Genomic DNA, 15842 nt, shown 5'->3' with positions numbered 1-15842 from the left:
CGCCCCGCGGACTCCGGCACCCGGGCCCGGAACCCCGGGGCAGGCTCCAGGTCCGGACTCGTGATGATCAAGAAGTACGCGCCGAACGTCCCGGTCGGGACACGGGACCTGGAGAAGGTGGCCGAGAAGGACTGGACGAACTCCATGCGGAAGATGGAGGGCCAGGCCACCGACGCCGCTGCAAGCGGGCGTGCGGCGCGGTGAAGACGGGCTGGTAGCGGCTGGCCGTACGAGCACACCACGGGGGAGCGGTGGGCCGCCGTGGTTCTCCCAGCCGGACGACGACGCGGGCCGGCCCCTGGTGAGCAGAGCACGTGTATCCGTATCCGAGCGAAATGGGGACGAGTTATGACACGCACCTTGATCACCGGCGGCCTGGTCGTCACCGCATCCGACGAGTTGCACGCGGACGTACTGATCGAGCACGGCCGGGTGATCGCGCTGGCAGCACCGGGAAGCCAGCAGTGGACCGCCGATCTGGTGATCGACGCGTCGCAGAAGTACGTGATTCCGGGAGGCGTCGACGCCCACACCCATATGGAGATGCCGTTCGGCGGAACCTTCGCGTCGGACACGTTCGAGACGGGGACGCGGGCAGCGGCGTGGGGAGGGACGACCACGATCGTCGATTTCGCGGTGCAGACGAAAGGCGAGGCGCTCCAGGCCGGACTGGACTCCTGGCACGCGAAGGCCGACGGAAAATGCGCGATCGACTACGCGTTCCACATGATCATGTCGGATGTGAACGAGTCGACGCTGAGGGAGATGCCAAGACTCGTCGAGCATGGCGTGACCTCGTTCAAACTGTTCATGGCGTACCCGGGGGTCTTCTACTCGGACGACGGGCAGATCCTGCGGGCCATGCAGAAAGCAGCTGACGTCGGCGGGCTGATCATGATGCATGCCGAGAACGGCATCGCGATCGACGTACTCGTCGAACAGGCCCTCGCGCGCGGCGAGACCGACCCCCGGCACCACGGTGAGGTCCGCAAGGCCCTGCTGGAGGCCGAAGCCACTCACCGCGCGATCCAGCTCGCCAGGGTCGCCGGAGCTCCGCTCTACGTCGTGCACGTCTCGGCGGAAGAGGCGGTCGCGGAGATCGCCGCAGCCCGCGACAGGGGGTTGCCTGTTTTCGGCGAGACCTGCCCGCAGTACCTCTTCCTGTCCACCGACAACCTGGCCGAGCCGGAATTCGAAGGCGCCAAGTACGTCTGCTCCACGCCGCTCCGCCCCAAGGAGCATCAGGCCGCCCTCTGGCGCGGCCTGCGGACGAACGATCTCCAGGTGGTCTCCACCGACCACTGCCCGTTCTGCTTCACCGGGCAGAAGGATCTGGGCCTCGGTGACTTCTCCAGGATCCCGAACGGTCTTCCCGGAGTGGAGAACCGCATGGACCTCCTCCATCAGGCCGTCGTCGACGGTCACATCTCCCGTCGGCGCTGGATCGAGATCGCCTGCGCCACCCCGGCCCGTATGTTCGGTCTCTATCCCCGGAAGGGAACGATCGCCCCGGGCGCCGACGCCGATGTCGTCATCTACGATCCTCACTCCGTCCAGACGCTGTCGGCCGAGACGCACCACATGAACGTCGACTACTCGGCGTACCAGGGGAAGACCGTCACCGGGCAGGTCGAGACGGTCCTCTCACGGGGTGAAGTCGTCATCGACCGGGGGAAGTACGTGGGCCGTGCCGGGCACGGCACTTTCGTCCCGCGTACCACCTGCCAGTACCTGGGCTGAGCGGCCACGGGTCTTCACCGCCCCGGGACGTGGCAGAGTGACAGTGGCGGGCCGTCGAGTCGGATGGCCAACAGGAGGGGTACGCCTGCCGCATGCCGTCCGCCGCAGCGGAGGGAGAAGCCGGAGACGATGACGCACGCAGGGAAGAAGACACCTCATACGGCCAGGACGTCAAGTGAAGGGCTTCCCGGACAGCGGTCGTCGCCTGCCGGCAGGCCCTTGCGGAGGCCGGCTGCGGTTGCGTCCCCCTCGGTCTCACGCCGCGAGGCGCCGTGGCGGACGATGCCGGTCACGCGGGCAGCCGTGAAGCTCGCGGACCTTTCCTTCCCGGGCCCGTAGGACGCAGGACGCCCGGGTCCTCGTCGGCTCACCGTCCGACGGGCCCGTTCCGAGGGCTGTCGTGATGCCCGGCGCGCCCGGGGGAGTCGCGGTTGTGCGGTGCCTTGGCCAGGGCGGGAGCCCAAGGGGCGGCCGCGCGGCCGCCGGTCCGGATGCGGTGGTGTCCGGTGCGGGACGCCGGCCGGTACGTACACGCCCTGCCCGCCTGCCCGACTGCCCGCGCGCTTGCCCGCCGCGCATCTGTACGCCGTGCGCCTCGCCCGGGGCGGGGCAGCTCCCGGGATCCTTACCCGGGCCCGCGCCGTCTCCCCGCTTCAGGGTGCCCGCCCCGGGCGGCCCCGGACGCTGCCCCCGGACGTCCCGGGTCTCGCCCCTGAACGCCTCATGCTCCCCGCCCCCGGGCGGCGTCCCCACGTAAGACGGCCCGGTGCGGCCTTCCGCGGGTGACACGGCGCCGGAGGCATACGGGAGCCCCTCGGCCCCCTTCTCACGGTAGCGCTCATTCCGCAAGCGTCAGAAGCCTTGTCTCTCCGGCGGCGGCGACTCTATTCTCTGCGAACAGAAAGCGCTTTCCCCGGTCGTGAGTCCTCGCCCTGTCGGCCACAACTACCTTTGTCTGTACGTAAATTGACGTTCAGTCAGACAAATTGTGTCGATCCGGTGGGCGGCTTCCTCCGGGACGCGGGACCGCCATGGAACGTACGCCGTGGCGGCGACGCGTCACGCCGTCCGTCGCAGTCGCGACGGTGCGGCGGCCCTTGGGTCATGACTGGTCGTCCCGTCGCCAAATGGTGTCTTCGCCGTCCGGCACCACTGAGGCGGAAGCGATCCGGTCATGCCTGCCCGGCGACGGCGACAGCCGGGGCGGGCCGCCGTCGCGACCACGGCGCGTAGTAGCAACATCCGGCACTCGCAGACGACTTGAGGAAAACGACTATGAAGCGACCAGTCGCACGGCGACTCTATGCGGCAGTGGCCACGATGGCCGTGGCGGCCGCGACCGGGGCGATCATGACGATCCCCGACGAGGCATCGGCGGCCACCGGCGGTGTCACCGGTTTCGCCACCCAGAACGGCGGGACCACCGGTGGCGCCGGCGGGCAGACCGTGAAGGCCACCACGGGCACCGCGATCCACGAGGCCCTCTGCAACCGGGCGAGCAGCAGCACCCCGATCATCATCCAGGTCGAGGGGACCATCAACCACGGCAACACAGCCAAGGTGTCGGGTGACAGCTGCAACACCGCGGCGGGTGTGATCGAGCTCAAGCAGATCAGCAACGTCACCATCGTCGGTGTCGGCAGCGGTGCGGTCTTCGACCAGCTGGGCATCCACATCCGGCAGTCCAGCAACATCATCATCCAGAACGTGAGCGTCAAGAACGTCAAGAAGTCCGGCTCGCCCACATCCAACGGCGGCGACGCCATCGGCATGGAGAGCGACGTCCGCAACGTCTGGGTCGACCACGTCAGCCTGGAGGCGTCGGGCGGCGAGTCGGAGGGGTTCGACGGCCTCTTCGACATGAAGGACAACACGCAGTACGTCACCCTGTCCTACAGCACCCTGCGCAACTCCGGCCGGGGCGGGCTCATCGGGTCCAGTGAGACGGAACTCTCCAACGGGTTCGTGACCTTCCATCACAACCTGTACGAGAACATCGACTCCCGGGCGCCCCTGCTGCGTGGCGGTATCGCCCACATGTACAACAACTACTACGTGAAACTCAACGAGTCCGGGATCAACTCCCGTGCCGGAGCCCGCGCCAAGGTGGACAACAACTACTTCAAGGACTCCAAGGACGTCCTGGGAACCTTCTACACCGACGCGGCCGGGTCCTGGCAGGTCAGCGGCAACACCTTCGACAACGTGACCTGGTCCGCGCCCGGAAACGAGTACAACCCGGCCGGACCGAACCCGAAGTCCAACACCACGGTCAACATCCCGTACGCGTTCAGCCTCGACTCCGCCTCCTGCGTCCCGGACGTCGTGGCCCGTACGGCCGGCGCCAACAAGGGGCTCCAGGTGTCGGACGGCAACTGCACGCCGACCACGCCCACCCCGGGCCCGACCACCCCCACCCCGGACCCGACGGACCCGACGCCGGACCCGACCGACCCGACGCCCGGCCCCACGGACCCGCCCGCCGGGACCAACCTCAGCATCGGCGCCGGAGCGGACGGCTCCAGCAAGGCAAGCGGTACCAGCTACGGCAACGTCCGCGACGGTGACCTGAACACCTACTGGTCACCGGCGGGCTCGACCGGTTCCGTCTCGGTCAAGTGGGGCACCGCCATCACCATCTCCAAGATCAACATCCGCCAGGCCTCCGGTTCCGCCATCGGCTCCTGGAGGGTTCTGAACGGTGACACCGGTGCCGTCCTGAGTTCCGGCAGCGGAGCGGGCGTCATCTCCTTCCCGGCGACCTCGCTGAAGAAGGTCACCTTCGAGATCACCAGCTCGTCCGGTACCCCGAAGGTCGCCGAGTTCGAGACCTACGCCGGATAACCAGCTGTCCCCGCCCGTCCGGCGCCGGCCCTCCGGGGCGCGGCCACGGGTGGGCGGGAGACGACGGGCACAGCAGGGCCCCGGTGGCGAAATCCACCGGGGCCCTGCTGTGTTCCCGTCGCCGGTTCCCACGGTCCCGCCCACCGGCCGTACGGACGCGGCGGCCCGCTCCCCGGGCGGCAGGCCCGCGCCATGATCCTCGCGGCGCGGCGCGGCACGCAACGTCACGGCGCGCACGGAACCTCTGGTGGAGGGCCTCTTCCCAAGAAGGGACAGGGGGGTCAGGATTGTCCCCCCGCGACTCGCCCGCCGTGGCGCGGTCGTACGGGTCCGGCACGGCTCGGTGTGGAAGGATCTCCCGCACCGCACCACGCAGGGGACGTGCCCGCAGAGCCTCCACCAGCGTGCTTTTCGGCACCTGACGACCGGAATCCGGGAGAGGGGCGGTATGCGCACCGGCCCGCCGACGCGGCACACCACCCCCGCGGTTCCTGTCATTCGCGACCCGCGCGCCACCCGCCAGACCCCGGACCAGGAGTGCATGTCATGGATTTCGGCCTTGTCCTCCAGACCGACCCGCCCGCCTCGGCAGTCGTCGGACTCATGCGGCGCGCCGAGCGGAACGGGTTCCGCTACGGCTGGACCTTCGACTCGTCGGTGCTCTGGCAGGAGCCCTTCGTCATCTACAGCCGCATCCTGGAACACACCGACCGGATGACCGTCGGGCCGATGGTCACCAATCCCGGCACCCGCACCTGGGAGGTCACCGCCTCCACCTTCGCCACCCTCAACGACATGTACGGCAATCGCACCGTCTGCGGCATCGGACGCGGCGACTCCGCGATGCGGGTGGCCGGCCGCGACCCCGACACCCTGGCCCGGCTCGGGGACGCCATCGAAGCGATCCGCGACCTGGCGGAGGGGCGCGAGGCCACAGTGGACGGGCAGCGCCTCCGGATCCCCTGGGTGAAGGAGGGCAGGCTGCCCGTCTGGATGGCGGCGTACGGGCCCAAGGCCCTTGCTCTGGCCGGACGCAAGGCCGACGGCTTCATCCTCCAGCTCGCCGACCCGTACCTCACCGAATGGATGGTCAGGGCGGTCCGCAGCGCTGCGGCCGACGCCGGACGCGACCCGGATTCCGTCACCGTCTGCGTCGCCGCGCCCGCCTATGTGGGCGAGGACCTGGACCACGCCCGTGAGCAGTGCCGCTGGTTCGGCGGCATGGTCGGCAACCACGTCGCCGATCTCGTCGCACGGTACGGCGAGCACTCGGGGCTGGTGCCGGAGGCGCTCACGGAGTACATCGCGAGCCGCTCCGGTTACGACTACAGCCACCACGGGCGCACCGGGAACCCGGACGCGGCCTTCGTGCCCGACGGGATCGTCGACCGGTTCTGCCTGCTCGGCCCCGCCGAGGCGCACATCGAGAAACTGCGGATCCTGCGCGACCTGGGCGTCGACCAGTTCGCCGTCTACAACATGCACGACGCCCGCGAGGCGACGATCGACGCCTACGGATCAACGGTCATCCCGGCGTTGTCGGCCTGAACGGTCCGCACCGCCCGCCCCGCCCATTCCGGGCGCACCCGCCTGCGTCACCCATACGCGCCCACCCGCATCGCCCGTTCCGCCGGTCCATCACGGACGGCCGCCGGCGGGCGGTACGGACATGGCTTCCGGCCGGTCAGTGGTGGCGGAGTTTCTCCAGGGCGTCGGCGAGGGCGGCGCGGGTGACCGGGAGGGCGGGATGGTCCAGGCCGAGGAGTTCCTCCTCGTCGGCCAGCAGCTCGGTGAGCTCGGTCGCGGCACGGGCCGGTTCGCCGGCGGCCGTACGCCAACGGGCCAGGTCCATGCGGGTGCCCAGGGTGTGGGGGTGCTCCGGGCCCATCACGCGCAGGCGGTCGGCGAGGAGCGGCCCCAGCAGGGCGACGGCCTGGGTGGGGTCGCCGTCGCGTCCGGTCCAGTCGGCGATGCGGGCGCGGGTGGCGAAGGTGTCGGGGCCTTCGGGATCGTCGGCCTGCTGGACTTCGAGGAGGTCCCGCAGGGCGGCGAGCGCGCTTGCCACGTCGCCGAGTTCTCCTCGGTGGTGCATGGCGGCCGAGCGGGCGCGCAGGACGTCCGGATGGCCGGGGCCGAGGCGTGCCTCGTCCTCGCGCCAGGCGGCCTCGTGCAGGGCCAGGGCTCCGGCGTGGTCTCCGGAGGCCGCGAGGAAGTTGGCGAGGTGGTTGCGGTTGCTGACGGTGTCGCGGTCGGCGGCCCGGCCAAGGCTGATGCGTAGTTCATACAGGTGTTTCAGTTCGATGACGGCCGCGTGGGGGTCGCCGGCCGCACCCTGCCAGACGGCGGCGCTCTGGCGGGTCTGGAGCAGGCCGGGGTGGTCGGGCGGGTACAGACGGTCCTGGTCCGCGTAGAGGGAGGCGTAGGCGCGGGCCGCGCCGGTGGGGTCGCCCGCCTTCGCCTGCCACCACGCGAGGTGTCCCCGGGTGTCGAGGCTGATCTCGTCGTCCGGTGCGAAGCGGGCGTCGACGACCTCGCGCAGGCGGCGGAAGTGGCGCAGCGCCGCGCTCGCCTGGCCGGAGTCGCCGAGGCTGTGGCCCATGCGGTAGAGGACGGGGTGGGGTGCGGGGACGAGCAGTTCGTCCTGGGCGTGGCCGGCGAGGGCGAAGGCGTTGGCGCGCAGGGCCCGGTCGAGGCGGGCGGGGAGGTGTGGGGTCTGCCAGCCCTCGACGAGGGCCTGGGCGGCGAAGCCCGCTGCGGTACGGCGTTCGGACGGGTCCAGCAGGTCGCGGGTGGCGTGCTGGGTCAGGGTGTGGACGCGTATCGCCTTGCCGGCGAGCGTGCCGGCCGGGCCGGGTCCGGCGCCGGGACCCGGCGGCGTACGGGGTGTGGTGGTGTCGACGGAGAGGAGGCTCAGGCGCCGCAGGTTGTGCACCGCGTCGTGGACCTCGTCGCGGGCCGCGGCCTCGCAGGGGTGCGGGGCAAGCGCGGACAGGGCGGGGGTGGCAAGGAGTTCGCCGGGGACGCCGGTGCCGTCCAGGAGGCTGAGGACGTGCATGACGGGTCCGGCGACGCCGCTGGGGCGCAGCTCGTCGGCCCGCCGGACCGACAGGGCCCAGGTGGCTGAGAGGGGCAGTGGGTAACCGTCGGGGAGTGCGCCGTCGGGCACCAGGTCCGCGAGGCGGGCGCCTTCGCGGGCGAGGCGGGTGCGGTATTCGGCCGGGCTCATCTCGTTGTCGAGGAGGAAGGTTGCTGCCTGCGCGAGTGCGAGGGGCAGGTGGCCGAGGTCATCGGCGAGGCCGGCGAGGGCTTCGGGGGGTGTGTGGTAAGTGCCGAGGCGGGAGGTGAGGTAGGCCAGGGATTCGTGTGCGTCGAAGAGAGCGAGGCCGATGACGGTGCCGCGGGCCTGGAGGGCCGCGTCCTGCCGGCGCGTCGTCACCAGCGTGACTCCGTTGGCGGAGTGCGGCGGCCACAGTCCTTCGAGGTCCTGGGGCCGGGCGAGGTCGTCAAGGACCACCCACCAGGTGCGGCGGGTGCCGGCCAGCCAGCGTTCGAGCCGTGCTGCGGTGAGTTCGGCGCTCGGCCCGGTGCTGCCGGTGAGTTCGGCGGCGGCTTCGGCGAGACCGGCCACGATGTCCTCGCGGGTGGTGGCCGTCACCCAGACGACGAGGTCCAGGTCGCCGGCCGTGAGGCGTTCGCGGACGTGCTCGGCGGCCGTCTGCGTCTTGCCGACACCGCCCGCTCCGGTGAGCAGGAACCGTCCCGGGCCCGGTGGCACGCGCAGCCCGGGCCGGGCCAGGAAGGCGTGGGCGGGTTCGGGCAGCGGGCCGAACCGGCGCGGCCAGGTGCGGCCCTCGGAGGCGGCGCGGGCGTCGGCGGCCGAGCGGGTGCCGGTGCGCCGGTCGGACTGGAGGTCCATGAGGTGTTCGTAGTCGCGCTCCCAGCCGCGCAGTTCGGGTTCGCCGGGCAGCCCCTGCCGGTGGTGCAGCGCGGTCACCAGGTTCTGGACGGTCTCCGGGCGTGGGGTGCGCTTGCCGGAGAGGGCGTCGCCGAGCGTCGACTTGGCCACGCGCAGGTGTGCCTGTTCGGTGGCCTCCACGAGCTCCTCGTACGAGCCCCCGCCGTGCTCCTCGATGTGGGCGCGCAGCAGTCCGGCGAACCATTCGCGGGGTGTCTGGCCGGGGGACGGTCCGCGGCGCGGGGCTCGGCCGTTCTCTTCGTCGGTCACGGGTCAATCGTAGGAACGGCGGTGCGCGGGGGCACTGCCGTTCCTGCGAATTCTGCGCCGTCGTTCAGTCTGCGGCGGTGGTGCGGCTCGCCTCGGTGTCCGGGGCGCGGCGGGCGTTCAGCCGGCGGCGACCCGCGCGGGCGGCCCGGCGTACGGTGGCCGCCGCCCCGCCGGCCGCGGCGACGAACTGCAAGTACGGGACGAGGTCGGTCAGATGACTCAGCAGGATGTCGGACAGATGAACCAGGTCCATCACGGGGCTCCTCCCCGGGCGGCATGCGTCCCGGGCGGTCCCCGGTGACGTAGTCCAAGGCTGGGGGCCCGCCGGGTGTCCGACACCGAACTCGGACGGCTGTCGGACGCGGCCGGAAGTCAGCGGGCGAGTTTGCGCCTGTCAGGGCCGGGACAGTACGGGGTGGTGCCCGTAGAGGGCGGGCGGGGGAACGTTGGGAGAGTGGGCCATGGCAGCCGACATCACGGCGGAAATGTTCCTGAAGGCCTTCAACAGCGTGGGTGGGGACAGCAGCGCGGCGGCGCGGGCGGTGACGAACTACAAGACCCTGTCGGGCTGGCGGGCGTCCCAGATCGCGCAGGCGGCGGCGGCCGGCGCGGCCGCGATGGCGATACCGGTGGCCCACATCGCCACACTGGCCGCCGACTTCGCCGTCCTGCTGCGCAAGATGGCCGTCTGCGCCTGGGGCATCGGCTACAAACTGGGCGCCGTGGTGGAGGCCGAGGAGGACCTGGCGATCATCCTGGGACTGTGGTCGGGGGCGGTGGAACGGGACGCCCTGAGCGTCACGGCGGCCGCCTCGGGCGGCGCGGCGGGCCTGATCGCCCTCAACGCGGCCTATCCGACGTTCGCGCAGGCTGTGATGACGCAGGTCCTGACGCAGGGCGGGCACACGGTGGTGACTGCGGTGGCGGGGAAGGTGGCCGGAAAGGGCGGGGGCAAGATGGCGGCGAAGCTGACCAAGCCGCTTCTCCAGATGAAGGCGCACGCGATAGCGCTGAAGTTCTCGGTGATGCTCGGCTCGAAGGCGGTCACGGGCATCGTGCCGTTCCTCGGCGCGGTGGCGGGGGGCGCGATCAACGCCCACTTCGTCAACAAGTTCGCCGACGCCGCCGAAACGTACTACCGGGCCAAGCTCGCGTACCCCGGCGGGCCGGCCGGAGACGCTCGCGTCCCGGTGTAGACGGCGCACGGTCAGGCCGGGGCGGACGGTCCGGTCAGGGCCGGGCCCGGGGCCGGCGTGCTCCCCCGCGTCCTGGCCCCGGTGCCGGAGTCCGCCGGCTCGCCGGGCCGGTGCTCTTCTCCGTGGGTCCGGCCTCGTCCCAGGTGCTGTACGCGGTGCCGAGCACCCCGTTCACGAAGGCGCGGGGGACCGGCCGAGCAGAGCACTGACGTCCACCGTGTCCTCGGGGGACGGGGTGGACGCGGGCACCGGTTCGTCGAAGCCGGAGAAGTCCACGGCCGCGTCGGCCCCCGCACCGTGCACGGTGAGCCGCACCGGGTAGTGCCTGCCCCCGGTGTCGACGTAGACCGTCAGTTCCCGGTCGTGGACGGTGCGGGTGACGGGCACGGTGCGGGTGTCCTCCACCCGCGTCACCGGCTTCTTGGTGAGCGTCCCGGAGGAGCTGTCGGCGTTGTCGGACACCAGCGCGCGGAAGGTGTCCAGATCACACGCCTCGACCACCGGGCGCAGCCGGGAGTCCGAGGCGTCCCCCTTCATGTACCTGCCGGCGAGGACCGCCTCGAAGGTGGTGCCACCCACGGGGACCTGGTTCTCCCAGAAATCGGCGTTGGGTTTCAGCCAGACCGCGTCGCCCCGTTTGACGATCTCCACCGTCCCCTGGTCGTCACCCAGGTCCACACGGCCCGCGCAGTTGCCGTCCCGGTCCAGGGAGAGATCGACCGTCATCGCCGGTCCGCCCTTCCCGAGATCACCCCGGCTGTGCAGACGGAGGGACCGGGCATCCAGCAGCGCGTCGCGGGAGCGGTCGGCGATCTGCCGCGCGGGAAGGGACTCGAAGCCGTCGTCGGCCCGGGCCACCGCACCGGTCGCGACGGTCAGCACCACCGCCACCGCCACACCGCTGACGCGGCCGGCCATGCGCTGTCCGGTCACAACGCCTCCTCGGGGGCATCCTGCTCGGAAATTCCGTACACCTCGCCCGGATCCCCGGGCGCGTCCTGCAGCCGGGGCCCGCAGGCCCCCTCCCGGGGCGGCGGGGGAGCCCTCCCGGGGCTTCGGCGGACGCCCTGCCCAGGGTCCCTGCGAATGGCTGTCTCCCTACGGGCGAGCGTACGCCCGCCGGCGGTTGCCTGCGCGGCGATGAGCGTGTGCGGAGGGTGAGGCCCTGAGCTGTTTTCTGCTACGGCGCGTGGGAAGGGTTCGCCGCGAAGATCACCGGCCGCCGCGCCGGGGCTCGGAAGACCAAGGGGAAGACATGAACAAGCCGTTCCGGGGGAAATCCGTCCGCGTGCTGCCGGGAAGTGCCGCCGTCATGGCAGCCGTCCTCGTGCAGGCCGTACCGGCGACCGCCGCGACGTCCGCCGCCGCGACCGCCGCGAGGACCGCCGCCGCGGCCCCGCAAGGGCTCTCCTGCGACACCGGGAAGCACGCCGTCGACGACCACACCGGGTACGCCCTGTGCCGGAACAACGGCTCCACCACGCAGACCTTCTGGGTCCACCTGGTCTGCGGCTGGTCCCCGGACGTGGACGGCGAGCACGTCACGCTGAGCCCGGGGCAGTCCGGGCAGTCGACTGCGCACTGCGCCGGGCTCGGGACGGGCATCGGCGAGATCCACGTACGGCCGTAGAACTCCGGACAGAGGGGGGCCGGCCTGCTTGAGCGGACCGCCCCACCTCGTTACCCTCCGGTAGATCCGTCTGGGCGGCCCCGGGGAGTCCGGCGCGCCGGTGCCCCGGCGGACCGAGGAGGCGGCAGCGATGTCCTCAGCGGATCCCGTCGGACGCACCGGACCGCACGGGCGAAAGCAGCGGCCGGACACCCCGGCCGAGGCCGCCGGACTGGTGGACGCCGTCCGGCAGCTGGCCGGCGGGCACACCTCGTCCACGGCGCTCGTCGCGGCGGCGCTCAGCCGCATCGAGGCGGCGGACCCCACCCTCAACGCCTTCCGGCACCTGCGGGCCGAGGCGGCACTCGCCGAGGCCGCCGAGGCGGACCGGAGGCTCGCCTCGGGGGAGCGGCTGCCGCTGCTCGGCGTGCCGGTCGCCGTCAAGGACGACACCGATGTCGCCGGTATGCCCACCTACTTCGGCTGCGACGGCGCGCTGCCCCCCGCCACCGCCGACGGGGAGGCGGTCCGCCGACTGCGGGCCGCGGGTGCCGTCGTCGTCGGCAAGACCAACTCCTGCGAACTGGGCCAGTGGCCCTTCACCGAGGGGCCCGCCTTCGGCGCCACCCGCAACCCGTGGGACACCACCCGCACGCCCGGCGGTTCCTCCGGCGGTTCGGCCGCGGCCGTCGCCGCCGGACTGGTCCCCGCGGCCCTGGGCTCCGACGGGGCGGGGTCCATCCGGATCCCCGCCGCCTGGACCCATCTCGTGGGCATCAAACCGCAGCGCGGCCGGATCTCCGTCCACCCGAACAGCGACGCCTTCCAGGGCCTCACCGTCAACGGACCCCTCGCGCGTACGGTGGCCGACGCCGCCCTGCTGCTGGACGCCGCGGCCGGACCGCACCCCGGCGACCCCCACCGCCCGCCCGCCGTCGACGCCTCGGCCGCGGCCCGCCGGGATCCCGGCAGACTGCGCATCGGCCTCGCCCTGCGCCCGCCGCTCACCCTCACCCGCAACGCACCGCACCCCGAGGTCGTGCGTGCCGTCACCGCGCTTGCCGAGGCGCTGGCCCGGCTCGGCCACCACGTCGAGGAGGCCCGCCCCCGGTACGGGCTGATCGGCCTCTCTTTCGTCCCCCGCGCCACCGCCGGCATCGCGGAACTGGCCGCGGCCCACCCCGAACCGGCGCTGCTGGACCCGCGCACCCGCAGCGCCCTGCGCACCGGGACGCGGCTCGGCGGCCGGGTGGTGCGGGCCGCCCGCGCCCGGGAGGTGCGCCAGCACCGGCGGATCGGCGCGTTCTTCGACCCGTACCAGGCGGGGCACGGCGGCGGGAGGGGGTACGACGTGCTGCTCACCCCGACCACCGCGGCCCCGCCGCCCCGTATCGGCGCCTTCGACGGTCTGAGCGCCTGGCGCACCGACCTCGCCATCACCGCCGCCTGCCCGTACGCCTGGCCCTGGAACGTACTGGGCTGGCCCGGAGTCAACGTCCCCGCCGGCTTCACCCAGGACGGCCTGCCGCTGGGCGCCCAGCTGCTGGGGCCCTCCCGCAGCGAAGCCCGGCTCATCTCCCTCGCCGCCCAGCTGGAGGCCGACCGCCGCTGGTACGAGCGCAGGCCGCCCGCCACCGGGACACCGGCCACGGCCGGAGAGGGAGGGCCGCCCGGAGCGGAGTGAGCGCGTCCGGTGAGACGGGGGCGGGCCGCTGTGGAGAGGGGGGCGCTCACGAGATATCTTGATGTCAAGCAATGTTGCAGACGTGGAGCGGAGCACCCGGTGACTGACTCGACCATCATCTATACGCACACCGACGAGGCCCCTGCCCTGGCGACGTACTCGTTCCTGCCTGTCGTCGAGGCATACGCCTCGACCGCGGGTGTCTCGGTGGAGAGCCGTGACATCTCGCTGGCCGGACGGATCATCGCCAGTTTCCCGGAGCGTCTGAAGGCCGACCAGCGTATCGATGACGCACTCGCCGAGCTCGGCGAGCTGGCCAAGGCTCCCGGCGCCAACATCATCAAGCTGCCGAACATCTCGGCTTCCATTCCGCAGCTGAAGGCCGCGATCGCGGAGCTCCAGGCGCAGGGCTACGCGCTGCCGGACTACCCGGACGACCCGAAGAACGACGAGGACAAGGACGTCCGCGCCCGCTACGACAAGGTCAAGGGCAGCGCCGTCAACCCGGTCCTGCGCGAGGGCAACTCCGACCGCCGCGCCCCCGCGTCGGTCAAGAACTACGCCAAGACGCACCCGCACCGCATGGGCGCCTGGACCGCCGACTCCAAGACGAACGTCGCCACCATGGGCGTCGACGACTTCCGGTCCACCGAGAAGTCCGCCGTCATCGCCGAGCCCGGCAGCCTGCGCATCGAGCTGGCCGGTGACGACGGCACCACCACCGTCCTGCGGGAGTCCGTACCCGTCCTCGCGGGCGAGGTCGTCGACGCCTCCGTGATGCGGGTCGCCGCGCTGCGCGAGTTCATCACCGCGCAGATCGCCCGTGCCAAGGCGGAGGACGTGCTGTTCTCCGTGCACCTCAAGGCCACGATGATGAAGGTCTCCGACCCGATCATCTTCGGTCACGTGGTGCGCGCGTTCTTCCCGAAGACCTTCGCCGAGTACGGTGAGACGCTCGCCGCCGCCGGTCTGACCCCGAACGACGGGCTCGGCGGCATCCTCAAGGGCCTGGAGGCGCTGCCCGACGGCGCGAAGATCAAGGCGTCCTTCGACGCCGAGCTCGCCGAGGGCCCGGCCCTGGCGATGGTCGACTCCGACAAGGGCATCACCAACCTGCACGTCCCCAGCGACGTCATCGTCGACGCGTCGATGCCGGCCATGATCCGCACCTCCGGCCACATGTGGGGCCCGGACGGCCAGGAGGCCGACACCATCGCCGTCCTGCCGGACAGCAGCTACGCCGGTGTCTACCAGGTCGTCATCGACGACTGCCGCGCCAACGGCGCCTTCGACCCGTCCACGATGGGCTCGGTGCCCAACGTCGGCCTCATGGCGCAGAAGGCCGAGGAGTACGGCAGCCACGACAAGACCTTCGAGATCCCGGCCACGGGCACGGTCCGCGTCGTCGACGCCGCCGGCAACGCGGTGCTGGAGCAGGCCGTCGGTGCCGGTGACATCTTCCGGATGTGCCAGACCAAGGACCTCCCGATCCAGGACTGGGTCAAGCTGGCCGTCACCCGTGCCCGCGCCACCGGCAGCCCGGCCGTCTTCTGGCTCGACGAGGACCGCGCCCACGACGCGCAGCTCATCGCCAAGGTCAGGACCTACCTGGCCGACCACGACACCGACGGCCTGCAGATCGAGATCATGACCCCGCAGGAGGCCACCGCCTTCTCGCTGGAGCGCATCCGCCGCGGCGAGGACACCATCTCCGTCACCGGCAACGTCCTCCGTGACTACCTCACGGACCTCTTCCCGATCCTGGAGCTGGGCACCAGCGCCAAGATGCTGTCCGTCGTCCCCCTGATGAACGGCGGCGGCCTGTTCGAGACGGGCGCCGGCGGTTCCGCGCCGAAGCACGTCCAGCAGCTCGTCAAGGAGGACTACCTGCGCTGGGACAGCCTGGGCGAGTTCCTCGCCCTCGCGGTCAGCTTCGAGCACCTCGCGCAGACCACCGGCAACGCCCGCGCCCAGGTCCTCGCGGACACCCTGGACCGTGCGACCGCCACGTTCCTCAACGAGGACAAGTCGCCCAGCCGTCGCCTCGGCGGCATCGACAACCGCGGCAGCCACTTCTACCTGGCCCTGTACTGGGCCCAGGAGCTGGCGAAGCAGACCGACGACGCCAAGCTGGCGGAGGCGTTCGGGCCGCTCGCCAAGACGCTGGGCGAGCAGGAGCAGACCATCGTCGACGAGCTGATCGCCGTCCAGGGCAAGCCGGCCGACATCGGCGGCTACTACCAGCCCGACCCGGCCAAGGCCGCGGCCGTCATGCGCCCGTCGGCCACGTTCAACGAGGCCATCGCCTCGCTGGGCTGACCCGCCCCGCGCCCGGCACGGGCGCGACCCCGCACCACCCGACCGCCCCGGCAGGCCCTGCGCCCGCCGGGGCGGCCGTGCGTGCGCGGGGCCCGTCCGGGAGGAACCCCGCCGAGGCCCATCTCGCCCCCGCTTCCCGCTCCGGGTACGCCTCCCCGCCTCCTTGACTCCCGTACAGAGGGCTCCCCGCGCCGCCTCCTGTGCCTCCCGTACGGGCCCGCGCCG

11 protein-coding genes are annotated in these 15842 nt (G+C 71.9%); 8 read left to right on the top strand and 3 right to left on the bottom strand.

Annotated elements, in window-relative coordinates; translation table 11 throughout:
* The first annotated feature begins 60 nt into the window (after positions 1-60).
* The 4 genes from CP967_RS33845 (at position 61) to CP967_RS04325 (ending at position 6132) form a co-directional block, all read left to right on the top strand.
* Positions 61-204, top strand: coding sequence for a hypothetical protein (locus CP967_RS33845; RefSeq protein WP_167535325.1), 144 nt, complete (start codon positions 61-63; stop codon positions 202-204).
* Between the two features lie 144 nt (positions 205-348).
* Entirely contained in the window at positions 349-1740 is a 1392-nt protein-coding gene (gene hydA, locus CP967_RS04335; RefSeq protein ID WP_150486656.1) for a dihydropyrimidinase, read from the top strand.
* Positions 1741-3015: 1275 nt separating this feature from the next.
* The gene (locus CP967_RS04330; protein ID WP_150486655.1) at positions 3016-4584 is read left to right on the top strand and encodes a pectate lyase family protein; all 1569 of its coding nucleotides are present in this window, start codon (positions 3016-3018) and stop codon (positions 4582-4584) included.
* Positions 4585-5130: 546 nt separating this feature from the next.
* The gene (locus tag CP967_RS04325; RefSeq protein WP_150486654.1) at positions 5131-6132 is read left to right on the top strand and encodes a TIGR03842 family LLM class F420-dependent oxidoreductase; all 1002 of its coding nucleotides are present in this window, start codon (positions 5131-5133) and stop codon (positions 6130-6132) included.
* A 136-nt stretch (positions 6133-6268) separates the two neighbouring features.
* On the opposite strand, the gene CP967_RS04320 is transcribed toward CP967_RS04325, so the two are convergent.
* Together CP967_RS04320 and CP967_RS04315 are read right to left on the bottom strand one after the other, a co-directional pair.
* The gene (locus CP967_RS04320; protein ID WP_150486653.1) at positions 6269-8809 is read right to left on the bottom strand and encodes a tetratricopeptide repeat protein; all 2541 of its coding nucleotides are present in this window, start codon (positions 8807-8809) and stop codon (positions 6269-6271) included.
* A 64-nt stretch (positions 8810-8873) separates the two neighbouring features.
* Positions 8874-9062 carry a hypothetical protein gene (locus tag CP967_RS04315; RefSeq protein WP_150486652.1) on the bottom strand — a complete coding sequence of 63 codons (189 nt, stop codon included), beginning with the start codon at positions 9060-9062 and terminating at the stop codon, positions 8874-8876.
* Between the two features lie 208 nt (positions 9063-9270).
* Here CP967_RS04315 and CP967_RS04310 point away from each other — a divergent pair, with 208 nt between their 5' ends.
* Positions 9271-10005 carry a hypothetical protein gene (locus CP967_RS04310; RefSeq protein WP_150486651.1) on the top strand — a complete coding sequence of 245 codons (735 nt, stop codon included), beginning with the start codon at positions 9271-9273 and terminating at the stop codon, positions 10003-10005.
* A gap of 171 nt (positions 10006-10176) precedes the next feature.
* Here the strand turns inward: CP967_RS04310 and CP967_RS04305 are convergent, their stop codons facing one another.
* Complete coding sequence (locus CP967_RS04305) at positions 10177-10938, bottom strand: hypothetical protein (RefSeq protein ID WP_150486650.1); 762 nt, start codon at positions 10936-10938, stop codon at positions 10177-10179.
* 322 nt (positions 10939-11260) lie between these two features.
* Here CP967_RS04305 and CP967_RS04300 point away from each other — a divergent pair, with 322 nt between their 5' ends.
* The 3 genes from CP967_RS04300 to CP967_RS04290 all read left to right on the top strand — a co-directional run bounded on the left by CP967_RS04300 (position 11261) and on the right by CP967_RS04290 (position 15617).
* Positions 11261-11635 carry a hypothetical protein gene (locus CP967_RS04300; RefSeq protein ID WP_150486649.1) on the top strand — a complete coding sequence of 125 codons (375 nt, stop codon included), beginning with the start codon at positions 11261-11263 and terminating at the stop codon, positions 11633-11635.
* A 130-nt stretch (positions 11636-11765) separates the two neighbouring features.
* Positions 11766-13298: an amidase gene (locus tag CP967_RS04295; RefSeq protein WP_150486648.1), complete on the top strand. Its 1533-nt coding sequence runs from the start codon at positions 11766-11768 to the stop codon at positions 13296-13298.
* 99 nt (positions 13299-13397) lie between these two features.
* Complete coding sequence (locus CP967_RS04290; RefSeq protein WP_150486647.1) at positions 13398-15617, top strand: NADP-dependent isocitrate dehydrogenase; 2220 nt, start codon at positions 13398-13400, stop codon at positions 15615-15617.
* The last annotated feature ends 225 nt before the right edge of the window (positions 15618-15842 follow it).

This window comes from Streptomyces nitrosporeus (assembly GCF_008704555.1).
Classification (GTDB): Bacteria; Actinomycetota; Actinomycetes; order Streptomycetales; family Streptomycetaceae; genus Streptomyces; species Streptomyces nitrosporeus.
The sequence above is the reverse complement of the archived record's forward strand: the minus strand, read 5'-3'. Positions and strand labels throughout refer to the sequence as shown.